Raw genomic sequence first — 17,860 nt, 5'->3', positions numbered from 1 at the left:
GTCCTGAATTTTGCGTCACCGTGGTCCGGCTTCGGCTATCCACGGTGCGACCCGTCATGTTTTTTAGCTAGAGGTTTACCCATGAATATCCCACGCACGCTGCTGGCCAGCGCGATCCTGTCCGCCTTGTCCACCCTGGCGCACGCGCAGTCCACCGCCACCAAGTCCACCGACGGCGCCGTTCCGCGCGTGATCGTCACCGCCACGCCTTTCGGCGATTCCGACAGCGACCAGATTCTGACCCCGGCCAAGGTGCTGTCCGGCGACGAGTTGCGCGACAAGGTAGGCAGCTCGCTTGGCGAGACGCTGTCGCAGGAACTGGGCGTGTCGGCATCGGCCTTCGGCGCCGGCGCCTCGCGTCCGATCATTCGCGGCCTGGAAGGCGCGCGCGTCAAGATGCTGGAGAACGGCATGGCCGTCTCCGACGTGTCGGGCCTGTCGAACGACCACGCGGTGGCCGGCGAAGGCGCGGTGGCGCAGCAGATCGAAATCCTGCGCGGCCCGGCGGCGCTGCTGTATGGCTCGGGCGCCATCGGCGGCCTGGTTAACGTCGTCAACGAACGTATTCCGACCGTTCTGGAACCGAAGCTCACCGGCCAACTGGAAGCGCGCGGCAGCACCGTCGACGACGGCCGCAATGCGTCCGGCACCTTGGACGGCTCGGTGGGCAAGATGGCCTGGCACGTGGACGGCAACGCGCGCAACACCGACGACTACAAAATCCCCGGCAACCGGGTGATGAACGATCCGGACTCCGCGTCGGGCCGCCTGCCGCATTCGGAGACGCGCCAGCGCAACGCCGGTGTCGGCTCGTCGTATGTCGATAGCTGGGGCTTCGTCGGCGCGTCGGTGTCGCACCTGACCAACCTGTATGGCATTCCGAGCGACGAAGGTTCGAAGATCGATCAGAAGCAGACCCGCTACGATATCGACAGCCTGGTGAAAGCGCCGCTGCCGGGATTCGAGTCGTTCAAGTTCAAGGCCGGCTACACCGACTACGAGCACGCGGAGCTCAACGACGAAAACCAGCCGGAGGTGATTTTCAAAAACCGTTCGCTGGAAACGCGCGCCGAGCTGACGCACAAGCCGGTCGCCGGCTGGCATGGCACCTTCGGCGTGCAGACCGAGAACACCCACTTTTCGGCGCTGAGCGCCGAAGGCGGCGCCGACACCGTGCCGGTCACGCATTCGACGTCGACCGCCGCCTTCCTGGTCGAGGAGACCGACGTCGGCGTGGTGCGCGTGAACGCCGGCGCGCGCGTTGAGCGGGTCAAGCGCAAGCCGGTCACCGGCGTCGATCGCTCGTTCGACCTGAAATCGGCGTCGGTCGGCGGCATGTGGCCGTTCGTGCCGGGCTATGGCCTGGGCGCGACGCTGTCGTATGCGCAGCGCGCACCGGCGACCGAGGAACTGTATTCGGCCGGTCCGCACGACGCCACCGTCACCTTCGATATCGGTAACGCCGATTTCAACAAGGAGACCTCGCGCAATATCGAGCTGTCGCTGCAGAAGACCACGGGCCTGGTGCGTTGGAAGGCCAATCTGTTCCGCAATAAGGTCAGCGATTTCATTTACGGCCAGATCACCGGCCAGTTGGTGGACGAAGAGGGCAATCCGGGCGACGAACTGCGTCAGCGTATTTTCCTGCAGGCCGATGCCACCATCCAGGGCGCCGAGGCGGAGCTGGAGTACAATCCGCACGGCGCCGGCTGGTCGGGCCGCGTGTTTGCCGATACCACGCGCGGCAAGCTGGATCAGGGCGGCAACCTGCCGCTGCAACCTGCCACCCGCGTCGGCGCCAGCACCGGCTACAAGATGGGGCAATGGCGCGCGGGCGTGTCGCTGGTGCACGCGCAGTCGCAGGATCGCCTGGCCACGTTCGAGAGCACCGATACGCCGAGCTACAACCAGGTCAACGCCAATGTGTCATACACGCAGAAGGTCGGTGCCTACGATTTGACGTGGTTCCTGCTGGCGAAGAATCTGACCAACGACGAGATCCGCGTATCGACGTCGGTGTTGAAGGATATTTCGCCACTGCCGGGCCGTAACGTGGTGTTCGGCGTGCGCGCGAAGTTCTAAGCGTTCACGTTTGGCGGCATCGGCATCAATCCCTGATGCCGATGCCGTGGTTGATCGATTCGACGATCATGTTTTCCGCCGCGTGGGTGATGTTCTCGTGGCGGAAAAAGTTGTAGACGAAGACGCCGCTTGGCGTTCCCTTTAAATCGCCGTCGCAATAGACGCGCGCGTTCCAGTCGGCGCCGTGGCCGACGCTGTAGGTCCCCAGATACGAAAACGTCCGTCCGTCGGTGGCGCGGATGTAGGAACCCTTGATCGGCCATTGATCGAGCCAGTATGTGGCCACTTCGGCCGCGTAGCGGTTGGCGTCGGGGGCGGAGCCGAATTCCTCCGACGGGAAAACCTGCTCATGTACCATCTCGCACGCCGACGTGCTGCCGCGATAAATGCGGAAACGCGGCCGATACTTTCCATCCTCGGACCTTGTTGGCGTACAGACAATGTAATGACCATCGCGTGCGAATGAACTTGACTCAGCCATGTGAACCTCACTTGAAAGAAACACTGGTTTCTCAGCCTGCTTGTCGCGCTGCACAAGACAACGTCGTGCCGCCGCGTAGACCCGGTTTTACGAGGCTGTGCCTGTATGTGTGCTGAAAGAGTAGCATAAGCAAGCGTTCTTATTCAATCGTGACATGGCATAACCACAAAAATAATATTGCATCGCAGCATTCCTCTTGCGCGATGCCGTTATACGTGGCAGGGCGCGGCTATCGTCGGTGACAAACATGGGGCGTCAGGGCCAATACGTCGGCTTCAACAGCTCCGGCCGCCCAGTGTAACCATGCTTGCGCGCGAACGCCGTCAGCGCCGGCTGCGCTTCCCGTCCGCCGAAAATCGACCACAGGAACATGCGCCCATACAGTTCGCTGCGCTCGCGCGGATCATTTTGCATCGATGCGTCTTGCGCCAGCAAGGTTTTCAGCGTGGCCACGCTGCCGTCATGCGCCACCATGCGCGTGCCGCCGTCCTTGCTGGTGTCGAACACCATCAGGCGCGGTTGCGACGCGTTGGCGCTCCAGCGGCGCCACTCCGGAAGCGCGGCGCCGCCTGGCTCGCCATGACGGGCGAAGTGCGTCCAGTACCCGGCCATCGCATCCGACACCTCCTTGCGCCCCGGCAGATTGGCCGCCGTGAAGGAGCGGAACGGATCGAACTCGCCATCCAGATCGCGGAATACGAAAGCCATTTCCAGCACGTGTGCCGCCCCCAGCAAGATATGCGGCTGGATCAGCGGTATCGCCGGCTGTTCGTCCCAGTCGAAGCGATAGACCCAGACATCCTTGTGGCCGGAGGCGATCATCGCGCTGGCCGGGGCGAGCGCGCAGTTGGTCTGCCACAGCGCGGACATATATGCCGCGTGGCGCTGGTAGCGGGCGCGGTCGCGCATCACCGGCAGCTTCCCGAACAGCATGCGCACATAGTCCGGATTGTTGGACATGAAGGTCTTGTACTCGTCGCGGTTGGTGCCGACGATGAACGGCACCGCGTGATAGCGGCTGCGGTCCGAGAACACCTCGGCCAGCGGCCCGGCCGGCAGCACGTAACCGTCCTGCACGACGGTGGGGGAGTCGTAGAAGTTCAGAGCACCTTGTTTGACCGGCGCCAGCAAGGCTTGCGGCGGCAGGGCGCGCACATACGTTTCGATGTCGGCCGCCGTCATCGACGCGATCAGCGCCTTTGCGGCGGCGCGGTCGGCGGCCCGGCCATCCCTTTGCAGCCATTCGCACAGCAGCTCGCGCGAGCTGACGGCGTGGCCCGGCTGCGCGTCGTCGGTGTAGTTGCGCGCCTGCGCAAGCGTATGGCTGGCCGTTATCGGCGATTGCGCGATCGCCTTGTGGAACAGGCCAGCCGCCAGCGGACTGGCGAGCAGCGTGTAGACATTCCAGCCGCCGGCCGATTCGCCGAAGATGGTGACGTTGCGCGGATCGCCGCCGAACGACGCGATATTCCGCTGCACCCATTCCAGGGCCGCGATCAGGTCCAGCGTACCGAAATTACCGGAACGGTCGGCCGGCGTGTCGTTCCCGCGCGCCAGCTCCTCGAGGTTGAACCAGCCGAAGATGCCCAGGCGGTAGTTGGCCGATACCACGATCACCTGGTCTTGTCCCGCCAGATTGCGCAGCGTGGTATAGGTGGCGGCGGTGCCGGAGGAGTTGGCGCCGCCGTGTATCCAGAACATCACCGGCAAGGCCTCCGCCCCTTGTCCGATCGCTTCGGCGGCGCGTCGCGGCGCGAAGATGTTGAGCGACAGGCAGTCCTCGGAACCGGCCGGCAGGCCCCACCGGTCCGGCGGCAGCTCCAGCGTGACGCCGCCCGGCTGCATCGCCGGCTGTCCGCAGGCGGTCGCCTCGCGCACGCCTTCCCACGGCAGCGCTGGGCGGGGTGCCTTCCAGCGCAGCGGCCCGACCGGCGGCTGGGCGTACGGCAGGCCAAGCCAGGCGTGCGTGCCGTGCAGGTCCTCGCGGCCCACCACGTCGCCGGTCTCGGTGTGGCGCAGCGATTCGGGGGCGGGGGGCGGCGCCTGCCGGGCATCGGCTTTGGCGCCCGGTGGAGACGGCTGGCGCGCCGTCTTCCCGGGCATCAGGAAATGCGCCAGCGCCGGCACCAGCACCAGCGCGCCGACCATATTCCACAAGAACATGAAGGCCAGCAGGATGCCCATATCGGCCTGGAATTTGATCGACGAGAACAGCCAGGTCGCCACCGCCACGGCCAGGGTCACGCCGGTCAGGATGACCACGCGGCCGGTGAATTGCAGCGCGTGCAGATAGGCGGCGGACAGGCTGTCGCCGGCGCGCATGCGGCTCAACATCACGCTGAGCACATACAGCGCGTAGTCGACGCCGATGCCGACGCCCAGCGCGATCACCGGCAAGGTGGCGACTTTGACGCCCATGCCCAGCACCACCATCAGCACCTCGCACAGGATGGATGTCAGCACCAGCGGCAGCACCGCCACCAGCACGGCGCGCCATGAGCGGAAGGTGGCGTAGCACAGCAGGATGACCGCGCCGTAGACCCAGAACAGCATGTCCCGCATGGCCTTCTTGACGACGATGTTGGTGGCGGCTTCGATGCCGGCGCTGCCGGCCGCCAGCTGGAACCGCACCTCTGGCGTGTTGTTGGCGGCGGCGAAGGCCTCGACGGCGTTCACCACGCGGGTCAGCGTTTCGGCCTTGTGGTCCTTCAGGTAGACGTACAACGACAGCAGCGAGCAGCTTTGGTTGAACAGCTCGCGCGGTGCGCGGGTCTGCACGGCGCCCAGCGCGCCGGCGTTGGGGATCAGGTCGAACCATTTGAAGTTGCCCTCGTTGTAGCCGGTGGTGGCCAGTTTGCTCAGCGCCGCCATCGAGTTGGTCGAGTCGACGCCGGGCAGCTGTTCCAATTGCCACGCCAGTTCGTCCACCTTGGACAGCGTGCCGTATTGTGTGCACTGGTCCGGCGGCGTCTTGATCATGACGACGAAGATGTCCGAGCTGGCGGCGTAGTTGGAAACCAGATAGCCGTTGTCTCGGTTGTAGCGCGAGTCCGCGCGCAGCTCCGGCGCGCCGGGATCGAGATCGCCGACCTTGAGATTGAGGCTGTAGGCGAATCCGAGGCCACCCAGCAGCACGCTGGCGGCCACGGTGACCGCCGCCCAGCGCCGCTGTGTGAAGCGGTCGAGGAAGGTCCATAGCCATGGCTGTTGCTTGTCGCTGCCGCTGTCCGCCTGCAGGCTGCGTTGCGCCGCCTTGGCGCTGACGCCGGTGTATGACAGCAGCACCGGCAGCAGCACCAGGTTGGTGAAGATCAGCACCGCCACGCCGATGCTGGCGATGACGGCGAGATCCTGGATCACCTTGATCTGGATGCTGACCAGCACCAGGAAGCCGACCGCGTCGCACAGCAGCGCGGTCAGGCCGGCGGCGAACAGGCGGCGGAAGGTGTAGCGGGCGGCGACCACTCGGTGCGTGCCGCGTCCGACGTCCTGCATGATGCCGTTCATTTTCTGCGCGCCGTGGCTCATGCCGATGGCGAACACCAGGAACGGCACCAGGATCGAGTACGGATCGAGCTCGTAGTGCAAGGTGGCGAGCAGTCCGCACTGCCACAGCACCGCCACCAGCGAGCACACCACCACCAGCGTGGTGCTGCGCCAGCAGCGCGTGTACCAGAAAAGAACGCCGCCGCAGATGGCGATCGCCAGCACGAAGAACAGCAGCACCTGCTGCAGGCCTTCGATCAGGTCGCCGACGATCTTGGCGAAACCGGTGATGTGGATATGGACGCCTTCCTTCTCGTACTTGGCGCGGATCTTCTCCAGGCTTTCGGACAGCACGCGGTAGTCCAGCGCCTCGCCGGTCTGCGGCACCTTGTCCATCAGCGGCACGAAGACGATGCTGGACTTGAAGTTGGACGCCACCAGTTGGCCGATTTCGCCGGAACGGGCGACGTTGGCGCGTAGCTGCTCCAGGCTTGCGGTGGAGCCGTCGTAGCCGTCCGGGATGACGGTGCCGCCGTCGAGGCCATCCTCGGTCACGGCGGCCCAGCGCGTGCTCGGCGTCCACAGCGATTTCATGAACGGCCGGTCGACTCCCGGCAGCAGGAACAGCTCGTCGTTCAGGCGTTGCAGGGTGTCGAGGTAGGCGCGGTCGTAGATGGTGCCGTTCTTCGCTTCCACGGCGATGCGCACCGAGTTGCCGAGGCCATTGAGATCGCTTTTGTTGGCCAGGTAGTTCACCACATAGGGGTGGGCGCTGGGGATCATTTTCTCGAAGCTGGCATTGAGCTTGATGCGCGTGGCCTGGAAGCCCAGCACGATCGTCGCCAGCAGGCATAGGAAAATGACCAGCGGCCGATAGTTGAATAGCGCGCGTTCGCCGAGGTTGCCGGAGGCGGTGTCGAAGTCCTCGAGTCGCCGTATGACCGGCTGTTGTTCTAAGTCGTTATCTGTGTTCATGATGCTCCAACCATGTTCGTATGAGTAAGGGCGCTATCCCGGATACGTTGTCCGGTCATTGTTTCGCCAACGGTCGCGGCTACGGTATCCGGCGCACTCCGCGCAGTCCGGCCACCACCAGCGCGCCGTCGCTCGCCTGGGCGACGGCCGCCAGCGGCAGGGCGGTACCGGGCTGCGGGACGAAGGTGCGGCCGTCGTCGCGGCTTACCAGCACATCGCCGCCCTGGCTGACCAGCACCACGGCGCCGTCGCTCATCACGGTGCCGGCGGCCAGCGAGGCCTGGACGCCGGTCGCGACCTGGCTCCAGGTCGCGCCCTGGTCGGTGGAGCGGAACGCGTTGCCGCGCAATCCGTACGCCAGCAGCACGCCCCCGCGCGCGGAGAGCAGTCCGAAATAGCTGCCCTTGTAAGGCGTCGGCAGGGCTCTGAAACTGTCTCCCTTGTCGGTGGAGCGCAGCAGCAGTCCCTGTTCCCCGGCCAGGTAGATGGCGTTGGCGGTGCCGCGCATGCCGTACAGGTGCAAGCCCTTGGGATTGGCGACGCGGCTTTGCCACGGCTGCCAGGTGGCGCCGCCATCGACGGTGCGGAACATCATGTTGTACGCGCCCAGCACATAGCCGCTCGTGGGGCTATCGAAGTACAGATCGAGGAAAGGCTTGTCCGGACCGTCGTCGACCAGGCGCTGGGCGTCCGCCACCGCCTTGTCGCGCTCCGGCCCGAAGGAGGCGGCGGCGTCGCTCAGCACGAGCGCGGCGGCCTGGATGCCGTCGAGCTGTTTTTGCCATGTGGCGCCGCCGTCGGTGGTGCGCAGCACCACGCCCTGATGGCCGACCGCCCACCCGTTTTTGCCGTCGACGAACTGCAGCGCCGTGAGGCTGACGCTGACCGGCACCGCCGCCTGGCGCCAGGACTTGCCGGCGTCGTCGGAGTACAGGATGATGCCCCGCTCGCCGGCGGCCACCAGCCGCGTGCCGGCGCCGCCAACCGCCAGCATCGCCGCCTGCAGCGCCTTGGGCGTGATCAGCGCCGGCTGGCCAAGGGCCGCCGGAGCCGCCACCTTGGCGGCGTTGCTGGCGTGGCCCGGACCCGCGCCAAGCGCCAGTACCATGGCAGCGGCCAGCGGCGCGACGCGGAAGCGCGTGAAGAGTGGATTCGATCTGACCATCATTTACCTTTCAGTGAGCTTAGCGCGAACCTTGATTTGCCAACTCTTCAGGGCCGAAGTAGCTGGCCGGCAGGCGCGGGATGACTTTGTACTGCGTCGGCATTTCGTTCGACGCCTCGTTCAGCAGATAGGCGCCGGTCTGCACGTTGTACGTGCCCCACATGACATTGCCCAGCACCGCCGGGATGTCCGGCGCCATCAGCGTCAGCGTGTAATTGCCGCGCCAGATCTGGCCCTGGGCGTCATAGCCGTCCACCAGGATGATCTGCCAGGTGTCCTCGTCGAGGTAGTAGCGGCGCTTGGTCACCACGTGGCGCTTGCCGGGGATGAGCGTCGCTTCCACTTCCCACACGCGGTGCAGTTCCCAGCGCACCAGGTCCGGATTGAGGAACTGCGGGCCGACCAGATCGGCGATCTTGGCGCTACCGGCGCGGTTGTTGTTGTACGGGATGTACATCTCCTTTTTTCCGACCAGTTTCAATTCGTGGTGGTCGATAGGCCCGAACAGCATGAACGCCTCGTCGAACAAGCCGATGCCGGAGGTGACCGAATCCGGCGTGTCGTAGGACACCGATGGCGCGCGGCGCACGCGGCGCTGGCCCACCAGATACTGCCAGATGGCGCGCGGCTTGGCTTCGTTGATGCCGTCGTGGACCAGGATGCCTTCGCCCGCCTTCGAGGCCGGCGCGCGCGTGATCAGGCGGCCGAACTGGTAGATGCCGTCGAATTTATCCAGGCCGCCGTCCTTGAAGTAGTAGGGGCGCATGAAGGTCTGTTCGGCTTCGGTGGCGGTGGCGCGCTTGCCGTCCGGCGTGACGATGACGGTCCGCAGCGGCATGATCGCGGCCTCGCCGGTCCATGCCAGGCGGTGGTTCATGATCGCCTCGTAGCCGGTCTTCGGAATCGGGAACGGGATGCCGCCGTAAGCGCCTTCGGCGCCGTAGCCGCCGTCCACCGATTTGGCGCGGGTGGCGTTCTTGAAGGTGTTTTCATAGACCCAGGCCGGCGCGCCGCCGGTGCGGTGGGTTGGATAGATGTCGAGCCGGTAGTTCGGGTACTTTTTCAGCATCGCCACCGTGGCGGCGGACAGCTTGGCCGCGTACTGGTCGACGTTCTTGCCGGTGATGGCGAGGACCGGCTTTTCGGCCGCGAACGGATCGGCGCGGAAGTCGCCCGGCTTGAAGCCCGCCGGCACCTTGGCGTAGGCGCCGTCCCAGGCCGGAATCGAGCCGTCCTTGTTGCCTGCTTTTTCGGCGCCCAACGGCGTCAGCGTGGTTTGCAGCTTGGTCGCTTCGTCGGCGGTGACGGCGGCGCCGGCGTGCATCGGCAGCGCGGCGGTCAGGGTCAAGGAAAGCGATGCGGCGGCCAGTTTCAGGGATGTCTTCATTTTAGTTATGTCCTTAGAAAGAGCGTTTGATGTTGAAGGAGATGTAGTCGCGGTCCTTCAATGACTGGGCGTAGCTCAGGATCGGCATATTGGTCGCCGGATTGTTCTTCAGGAAGGTGCCGGTCCCGCCGAGGAACTTGACGTAGCTGATGCCGAACTTCCAGTCCTGGTGGTAGGTGGCGTTGATGCCGATATTGAAGTCGCCGCCATGTTCGGCGCCGCCGTTGAAGTTGAAGATGGCGCGCGATCGGCCGTCGATGTTGTAGCCGATGCCGATCGGGATCGTCAGGTCCAGTCCATCGATGACCTGGAAGTAGGCCGGCTCGAAGATGAAGCGGGCGGCGGTGGCGTCGCGGGTGGTGTTCGGATCGAGCGAACCCTGGAAATCGACGCTGGTGGCGCGGTTCCATGCGATTTCACCCAGCAGCGAGGCACCCTGGAAGAACGGGTTGGTCGGCATCACATAGATCGCCGACAGGTTGATGTGCGCCGTGTTGCCGACCGCGTAGGCCGGATTGCCGCTGTTGTTGGCAATGGTGCCGATGCCGTTGCGGGATAAGAAGTTGGGCGTGGGGTCGCTGACCAGCGGCGTGTTGCGGCGGATCGAGGCCTCGGCGGCGACGTTCACGCCCAGCATCACGGTGCTGGCGCTGACGCCGAAGGTGCGGATGTTCTCCGCGTACACGGCCTGCACGGTGGACGGCGCGCCCGGCGGGAAGGACGGCGCGAAGCCAAGGTAGAAGTAGGGCGACTTGTCGTGGTAGCGGGCGGCGTAGAAACCGTATTCGACGTCCGAGTCCGACGGCGCCCATTTGAGCTGCACGCCGCCCTGGCCGGAGTTCTTGGCCTTCATGTCCGGCTGCGTGACGAAGGCCGGCGCGCCGCTGTTGGTCGGCGCGACCAGGAAGGCGGTGGCGCCTGCGCCGGCGGCGTCGTAGGAACTGAGATAGCTGCCGGCGCCCGGGATCTGCGTCGGCCGCCATTCGAACTGGTAGTAGCCGCCGATGGAGACGGTGGGCGCCACCTGCAGCTGGCCCGATACCTGGTTGACGGGACGCAGGATCTCCTTGAACTGCGCGCCCGGTACGCTGAGCAGCTTGACCAGGTCGACCGGTCCCTGCGCGTTGGCGATGCCGTTGGCGCCGAAGAACAGGCTCTCGCCGTATTGCAACGTGTGGCGGCCGACGCGGATGGTGCCAGGCAGCTCGCCCAGCGTGCCCTTGGCGAAGACGAAGGCGTCCAGCAGTTCGGCGTTGCGGCCATGGAGCACCTTGGTGCCCTTGGCGAAGCGGTTGGCGCTTTGGCCGTTCAGGGTGACGGCGTTGCTGGCGGACGAGCCGTTGTCGTTGGTGCCCATGTAGGCGTCGTCGTACCAGCCGGCGGCGCTGACGCGCATGCCCAGCGTGCGGGTGCCGGCGTCGAACTCGGACAGCCAGTCGACCCGGCTCGAGACGATGCCCTTCTTGCGGAAGTTCTGGTTGCCGTCGTCGAGGTTATAGCCGGTGAAGTCGCCCGGCCCCGCCGATGGATAGCCGCCTGCCAGCAGGCGCGAATCGGCGTCGTTGAGGCGGTAGGCGCCGCTGTATTTGAAGGTGTTGTTCCAGCTGATCTTCAGTTCCGGATTGGCCGTTTCGAAGTCGTAGGCGTGGGCGGCGGGAAGGGCCGCCGCCACCGCCATGGCCAGTATGCTCCGGCTCAGGCTTTTTTTGGTCTGCATTGCTGTCTCCTGGTTTTAGTTTTTAGCTATGTTTTTAGGTGGTCGCTGACGCGCGGCCGGGCGTGTTAAATAAAGGTCGAGGCCAGCCCTCCATCGACAGGGATGTTGACGCCGCTGATCCAGCGCGATTCGTCGCTGCACAGGAAGCTGACGACGGACGCCACCTCGTCGGCATAGGCGGGGCGCTTCATGCGGTGGGCGTCGCGCTGCACGCGCTCCTCGCCCAGCATGGAGACGAAGTCGCCGAGGATGGGCGTGAACACCGGTCCCGGCGCCACGCTGTTCATGCGTACCGAACGCTCCATGAACCATTTCTGCGACTGGGCATAGGTCCAGACGATCAGCGCCTCCTTGAAATACTGGTAGCAGGTCTCGTCCGGCACCGGATGCTGGTCCAGCCACGCCTGGCCGGCCGCGAAGCCTTCCGTGGCCGCCAGCTCCTTGTGCAGGTCGAGGCGCGCCGGCCATTCGGCGCCGAGGATGGAGGCGACGTTGACGATGGCGCCGCCGGCCGGCATGCGCGGCAGCACGCCGGAGGTCAGGTAGCGCAGGCCGAGGTAATTGACCTTGGCCAGCAGCGCCGGGTTGGCGGTGCCCGGCACGCCGGCGATATTGCACAGCGCGTCGACGCGCTGCGGCAGCTTGGCGATGGCGTCGTCGATGCTGCCGGTGCTGCTCAGGTCCACCGGCACGAAGCCGTCCAGTGTCAGGCCCGGATCGTTGCGGTCCATGCCGATGACGGTGGCGCCCTCGAAGCGCGCCAGCCGCGCGACTTCGGCGCCGATGCCCGAGGCGGCGCCGGTGACGACGATGGTTTTGTTATGTAACTTCATGTTGTCTCCTTGTGGTTATTGGTGTTATGCGTTGTGTCAGAACGGGTAGCGCGGCGCTTCGGTTTTGATCGTGAGCCATTGCAGTTGCGTGAATTCGTCCCAGTCGACGGTGCCGCCGTGGCGGCCGCCGTTGCCCGAGGTGCCACCGCCGCCGAAGGGCGCATGCGCTTCGGCCACCACGGTCTGGTCGTTGATGTGCACATGGCCGGACGGCACGCTGTCGGCGATGCGCATCGCGCGGGTGAGATTGGGCGTGATCACGCCAAGCGCCAGGCAGCCGGTGGTGGCCGAGGCCAGCGCGATGGCTTCCTCGTCGGTGTCGAACACGGTGATCGACGCCACGGGACCGAACAGTTCCTCCTCGAAGCAGCGCATGCCGGCGCGCACGCCGGTCAGCACGGTGGGTTTGTAGAACCGCCGTTCGAAGGTGCCGCCGGCCAGCAGGGTGGCGCCGTCGGCGACGCTGTCCTCGACGATGGCATGCAGGCGCTGGACCTGGCGATCGCTGATCAGCGGTCCGAGCGCGACGTCGCCGCCCATCGGATCGCCGACCGGCAGGTGGCGCGCCTTGTGGGTCAGGCGTGAGATCACCGCGTCGGCGATGCCGCGCTGGAGCAGGATGCGGCCGGCGCACATGCAGATCTGGCCCTGGTGCAGGAAGGTGGCCCATGCGGCGTTGGAGGCGGCGATGTCCGGATCGGCGTCGTCGAGGATGATCAAGGAGTTTTTGCCGCCCAGTTCCAGCGACATCTTCTTCAGGTTGCGGCCGGCCAGCTCGCCGACGCTGTGGCCCGCCGCCGTCGATCCGGTGAAGGCGATCATGCCGATGTCCGGATGGCCGCACATGGCCTGGCCGGCGTCGACGCCACCCGGCAGCACGTGCAGCAGGCCTTTGGGCAGGCCCGCCGCCTCGAAGACGCGGGCGATCAGCACACCGCCGCTGATCGGGGTTTGCAGGTCCGGCTTGTGGACCACGGCGTTGCCGGTGGCGAGCGCCGGCGCGATCGAGCGGATCGACAGGATCAACGGGAAGTTGAACGGCGAGATCACGCCGACCACGCCATGCGGCACGCGCCGCGCGATGCTCATCGTGCCGGTGGCGGAGGCCAGCAGCTGGCCCTTGGGCTGCGTCAGCATGGCCGCCGCTTCCTGCAGGTGGGCGATGGCTTCGCGCAGTTCGAGATCGGCCTTGGGCCGGATGGCGCCCGTTTCGCGCACGATCCACGTCGACAGTTCGTCGTGGTTTTGGGCGATCAGCACGGCGGCGCGGCGGAAGATCGCGGCGCGCTCCTTGTAGTCCGATTTGGCCCAGGCTTTTTGCGCGGCGCGCGCCTGGGCGCCGGCGGCCAGCACGTCGGCGGCGTTGGCCAGGCCGATGCGGCCCAGCTGCTCGCCGGTGGCCGGCTCCGTGAATACGTGGTTGCCGCCCTGGGAGGCGATCCATTCGCCGTTGAAAACACGGTCGCGCCAGATGGCGGGGCTGAGGAAGGCGCCGCCGGCGCCGGTGATGTCGCTCATGTCTGTCTCCTTGGTTGATTTGACGGGGCAGGTCGGAGGCCTTCGCACGCTGGTTAGCACGCTAGTTGCATAAGGTCCGCTTGCCGCTCTTTCCTTAGCTATTACAAGTTGCGTGCCAGCGATGTGTGGTTTCGGTGTGGTGCGGTGCACCATGATCGATTCGCCGGGTTGGCGGCCGAATTCGAGACGCGCGGTTGCGCGTCGCAGCAAAAATGTCGCGGCCCGGCCGCTTGATCAAATGATCAACCAGGAGAACTACCGATGTATGATTTGATAAAAAATGACGAAGGCGGAGACATGAGCAAGCGTGAACGCGTTTCGCTGGCGGAGGTATCGCAAGCCACCGGCAAGATGCTGAACCGGGGCGACAGCGCCCATTTGAACGAAGGCGCGGCGCCGACCCTGGACGACATCACCCAGAGCCTGCATTTTTCGCCCGGCGACGGCCGCATATGGTTGAATGGCCAGCGCATGCAGCTGGTGCATATGACGTCACTCGGTTCGTTGCGGCGCGAACTGCTCGAGAGCATAGGGGCGGAACGCACGCGCGGCCTGCTGACGCGGGTGGGCTATTCGGCCGGCGCGCGCGACGCCCAGCTGCTGCGCGAACGCTGGCCGGACGCCGATCCGGCGGCGCTGTTTTCGGCCGGCCCGCGCATGCACTCGCTCGAGGGCGCGGTCAAGGTCGAGGCGCTGCACTTCGAGTTCGACGTGGAACTGGGCACTTATCGCGGTGAATTCCTGTGGCACCATTCCGGCGAGGACGAGGTGCACACCGCCGATTTCGGTATCGGCACCGAGCCGGCATGCTGGATGCAGACCGGTTATGCGATCGGCTACACCAGCGCGATGATCGGCCGCCTGACGATTTATCGCGAGATAGAGTGCATGTCGATGGGGCACAAGCACTGCCGCCTGATCGGCAAACCGGCCGACGAGTGGGACAACGTCGAGGAGGACCTGCGCTTCCTGAACGCCGAGGCCTTCGTCAGCACCACGGCCTACAGCGAACCGCACGCGCACCAGAAAGCCGCGATCCTGGCGGGCGACGACGAGCGGCCCTACGCGGACAAGGAGATGGTGGGCGTGTCGTCGGCGTTCAACGCGGCCTGCCATATGCTCAAGCGGGTGGCGCCGACGGCGGCCACGGTGCTGTTCACCGGCGAATCGGGCGTCGGCAAGGAGCTGTTCGCGTACATGCTGCACCAGATCGGCAAGCGCAAGGAGCAGCCCTTCGTCGCCGTCAACTGCGCGGCGATACCGGAGACGCTGATCGAATCGGAGTTGTTCGGGGTCGAACGCGGCGCCTTCACCGGCGCCACGCAGTCGCGGCCCGGGCGCTTCGAGCGCGCCAGCGGCGGTACGCTGTTCCTCGACGAGATAGCGACTTTGAGCCTGGTCGCGCAGGGCAAGCTGCTGCGCGCGTTGCAGGAGGGGGAGGTCGAGCGGGTCGGCGGCGTGCGCAGCGTCAAGGTCGACGTGCGGGTGGTGGCGGCGACCAATGTCGACCTGCGCGAGGAGATCCGGCAGGGGCGCTTCAGGGAGGATTTGTTCTTCCGTCTGAACGTGTTCCCGATCCACCTGCCTCCGCTGCGCGACCGCCGCGACGACATTCCGCTGTTGATGGGCTACTTCATGCGGCATTATGGGCAGAAGCATCAGCGGCGGTTGACGGGGTTCACCGCGCGCGCGGTCGACGCGCTGCTCACCTATCACTTCCCGGGGAATATACGGGAGCTGCAGAATCTGGTGGAGCGCGGGGTGATCTACGCCAACGAGGATGGGCCGATCGATTTGCCGCATCTGTTCACCAGCGGGGAGGAATCGCAGGCGTCGTATTTTTCGCTGGCGCAGACGGGCAGGTTGACCAGTCCGGGAGCGGCGTCGGCGCCTGTGGCGACGGTCAGTTCGGAGCTGTTGGACGTGCTGCCGGGGATGCTGGGCGAGGCGGTGGACGGCAAGGCGCAGGCGTGGTCGCTGGACGCGCTGGAAAGCACGCTGATACTGGCGGCGGTCAAGCGCGCCGACGGCAATCTGTCGGCCGCCGCGCGCATGCTGGGCCTCACGCGCCCGCAGCTGTCGTACCGGATGAAGAAGCTGCAGGACACATGAAAACCTCGGATGCACGTGGTTTCGTGGTCGATGCGCACCCGCGACAAATCCAAGCCGTCAGCTCGCGGTGATCGCCTCCAACTCCGCGCCGATCTGCCGGCAGCTGTGATGCAGCGCGTCGATGAACCGGTTGACGCTCTCGGAATCCGGCCGGAACAACGGCGTCACCAGATTCACCGAATACGGCACCGGATGCGAGAACCGCCGTATCTGCAGCCCGGTCCTCGCATACTCCAGCGCCGTCAACGGATTGACGATCGCCACCCCGACCCCCAAACTCACCGTGGCGCAGACCGCCGCCGCGCTGTGGGTCTCGACCACCATCCTGCGCTCCACGCCATGCTCGCGGAACGTGTTGTCGACCATCTTCCGATACGGATCGCCGGCCGCCAAGTACACGAAGTCGATGCCCGAAAAATCCTGCGGCGTCAGCGTGCGCTTCTCGCACAGCCGATGGCGCGGCGGCAGCACGCACACCACGTCCATCGTCAGCAGCGCTTCCATTTTGGTCCCCGGCGGGATGCCCGGCTCCTCGGTCAGCCCCAGGTGATAGCGCTGGCTGGTCAGCGACTCTTGCAAGGCCGGGCTCTCGAGCGGCGTCACATTCAAACTCACACCCGGGAACTTGCTGCAGAAGTGCTGGCTCGCGCGCGGCAGCAGCGTGCTGGAAAAAGCCGGCAGGCAGGCCACCGCGATCTGCCCCTGGCGGAAATGGCGCAGCGCCTCGATCGCGTTGCCGATCCGCTCTAGACCCAGATAGCTGCGCTGGACCTCGTCGAACAGCATCAGCCCATGCTCGGTCGGCACCAGTTTGCCGCCGCTGCGCTTGAACAGCGTCAGCTGCGACAGCTTCTCGAACCGGCTCAATTCGCGGCTGATGGTCGGTTGCGAGGTGTGCAGGATCTCGGCGGCGCCGGTCGTGCTCCCCGACGTCATCACCGCCCAAAACACCTCAACGTGGCGAAAAGTAAAGCCCATGGCATCCCCGCTTGAATTCAGATCACTGAACTATATCAGGAATGAATAGGGTGTGAACATATTGATATTATGTTTTCGTTGCTAAAACTTTCATACTGAACGCACTGGAATTTTCAACGGAAAGCGGATCAGCTTATGAGATATCGTCGTTTTGGCCGGCTGGCCTGGAAGGTTTCCGACGTCGGTTACGGCATGTGGGGCGTGGCCGGCGGCGAGGGTGGATGGACCGGATCGAGCACCGGCGCCGGGATGGAGGCGCTGCACCACGCGATCGCCGGCGGCTGTAATTTTTTCGACACGGCCTGGATCTACGGGCGCGGCGAAAGTGAGCGCATGCTGGGCAGCGCGCTGCGCGACCACCCTGAAAAGAAGCTGTACGTGGCCACCAAGGTGCCGCCGAAAAACCGCGAGTGGCCGTCGCGGCGCGGCGACCGCATCGAGGATATCTTCCCGGTGGCGCACATCCATGAATACGTCGGCCGCAGCCTGGAATGCCTGGGCACCGATACCATCGATCTGCTGCAGTTCCACGTCTGGGAAGACGCGTGGGCCGGCGAGGAATCGTGGCAGCGCGCGGTCGAGGATCTGAAGCGCCAGGGCATGATCGGCGGCGTCGGCATCAGCGTCAATCGCTGGGAGCCGGCCAATGTGCTCGACACCCTGCGCACCGGATTGATCGATTCGGTGCAGGTCATCTACAACATCTTCGACCAGGCGCCGGAAGACCTGCTGTTCCCGCTGTGCCGCGAACTCGATATCGGCGTCATCGCCCGGGTCCCGTTCGACGAGGGTTCGCTGACCGGCATGCTGCGCGAAACCACCACCTGGCCCGAGGGCGACTGGCGCGCCAGCTATTTCGTCCCCGAGAACCTGGCGCCGACTGTGGCGCGGGTCGAGGCGCTGCGCACCGCGCTGCCGGCCGGCGCCGACATGGCGCGCACCGCGCTGCGCTTCATTCTGGCCAACGACACCGTGGCCACGGTGATCCCCGGCATGCGCTCGGTGGCCCACGTGGACGCCAACCTGGCCTGTTCCGGCGCCGTGCCGCTGGCCCCGCACGTGCTGGAGATGCTGCGCCGGCATCGCTGGGACCGCGAGCCCACCTGGTGGTCGCAGTAGCTCTTTA

At 65.6% G+C, this 17,860-nt stretch carries 11 protein-coding genes and 1 pseudogene; 3 read left to right on the top strand and 9 right to left on the bottom strand.

Annotated elements, in window-relative coordinates:
- Nucleotides 1-81: 81 nt before the first annotated feature.
- Nucleotides 82-2,082: a TonB-dependent receptor gene (locus tag MRBLMU1_RS21915; RefSeq protein WP_363505701.1), complete on the top strand. Its 2,001-nt coding sequence runs from the start codon at nt 82-84 to the stop codon at nt 2,080-2,082.
- A 25-nt stretch (nt 2,083-2,107) separates the two neighbouring features.
- Here the strand turns inward: MRBLMU1_RS21915 and MRBLMU1_RS21910 are convergent, their stop codons facing one another.
- The 8 genes and pseudogenes from MRBLMU1_RS21910 to MRBLMU1_RS21870 all read right to left on the bottom strand — a co-directional run bounded on the left by MRBLMU1_RS21910 (nt 2,108) and on the right by MRBLMU1_RS21870 (nt 13,644).
- On the bottom strand, nt 2,108-2,440 hold the full coding sequence (locus MRBLMU1_RS21910) for a hypothetical protein (RefSeq protein ID WP_363505698.1): 333 nt from the start codon (nt 2,438-2,440) through the stop codon (nt 2,108-2,110).
- A 378-nt stretch (nt 2,441-2,818) separates the two neighbouring features.
- The gene (locus tag MRBLMU1_RS21905; protein ID WP_363506509.1) at nt 2,819-3,472 is read right to left on the bottom strand and encodes a carboxylesterase family protein; all 654 of its coding nucleotides are present in this window, start codon (nt 3,470-3,472) and stop codon (nt 2,819-2,821) included.
- 45 nt (nt 3,473-3,517) lie between these two features.
- Nucleotides 3,518-7,024: pseudogene (locus MRBLMU1_RS21895) on the bottom strand (carboxylesterase family protein); the annotation flags it as partial.
- A 79-nt stretch (nt 7,025-7,103) separates the two neighbouring features.
- Nucleotides 7,104-8,192, bottom strand: a complete 1,089-nt coding sequence (locus MRBLMU1_RS21890) for a WD40/YVTN/BNR-like repeat-containing protein (RefSeq protein ID WP_363505695.1) — start codon at nt 8,190-8,192, stop codon at nt 7,104-7,106.
- Nucleotides 8,193-8,208: 16 nt separating this feature from the next.
- On the bottom strand, nt 8,209-9,576 hold the full coding sequence (locus tag MRBLMU1_RS21885; RefSeq protein ID WP_363505692.1) for a DUF1329 domain-containing protein: 1,368 nt from the start codon (nt 9,574-9,576) through the stop codon (nt 8,209-8,211).
- Nucleotides 9,577-9,589: 13 nt separating this feature from the next.
- On the bottom strand, nt 9,590-11,293 hold the full coding sequence (locus MRBLMU1_RS21880; protein ID WP_363505689.1) for a DUF1302 domain-containing protein: 1,704 nt from the start codon (nt 11,291-11,293) through the stop codon (nt 9,590-9,592).
- A gap of 65 nt (nt 11,294-11,358) precedes the next feature.
- Nucleotides 11,359-12,126 (bottom strand): coniferyl-alcohol dehydrogenase, encoded by a 768-nt coding sequence (locus MRBLMU1_RS21875; RefSeq protein ID WP_363505687.1) that lies wholly within the window; start codon nt 12,124-12,126, stop codon nt 11,359-11,361.
- Nucleotides 12,127-12,162: 36 nt separating this feature from the next.
- A complete protein-coding gene (locus MRBLMU1_RS21870; protein WP_363505685.1) occupies nt 12,163-13,644 on the bottom strand; it encodes a benzaldehyde dehydrogenase in 1,482 nt (493 codons plus the stop codon).
- 297 nt (nt 13,645-13,941) lie between these two features.
- Here MRBLMU1_RS21870 and MRBLMU1_RS21865 point away from each other — a divergent pair, with 297 nt between their 5' ends.
- Nucleotides 13,942-15,756: a sigma 54-interacting transcriptional regulator gene (locus tag MRBLMU1_RS21865; RefSeq protein ID WP_363505683.1), complete on the top strand. Its 1,815-nt coding sequence runs from the start codon at nt 13,942-13,944 to the stop codon at nt 15,754-15,756.
- 57 nt (nt 15,757-15,813) lie between these two features.
- On the opposite strand, the gene MRBLMU1_RS21860 is transcribed toward MRBLMU1_RS21865, so the two are convergent.
- Nucleotides 15,814-16,734, bottom strand: a complete 921-nt coding sequence (locus tag MRBLMU1_RS21860; RefSeq protein WP_363505681.1) for a LysR family transcriptional regulator — start codon at nt 16,732-16,734, stop codon at nt 15,814-15,816.
- Between the two features lie 135 nt (nt 16,735-16,869).
- Here MRBLMU1_RS21860 and MRBLMU1_RS21855 point away from each other — a divergent pair, with 135 nt between their 5' ends.
- On the top strand, nt 16,870-17,853 hold the full coding sequence (locus MRBLMU1_RS21855) for an aldo/keto reductase (RefSeq protein WP_363505679.1): 984 nt from the start codon (nt 16,870-16,872) through the stop codon (nt 17,851-17,853).
- Nucleotides 17,854-17,860 lie beyond the last annotated feature (7 nt).

The organism is Burkholderia sp. LMU1-1-1.1 (genome assembly GCF_040675865.1).
Taxonomy (GTDB): domain Bacteria; phylum Pseudomonadota; class Gammaproteobacteria; order Burkholderiales; family Burkholderiaceae_D; genus Rugamonas.
Note: the sequence above shows the minus strand (reverse complement) of the source record. Positions and strands in the feature narration are given on the sequence as shown.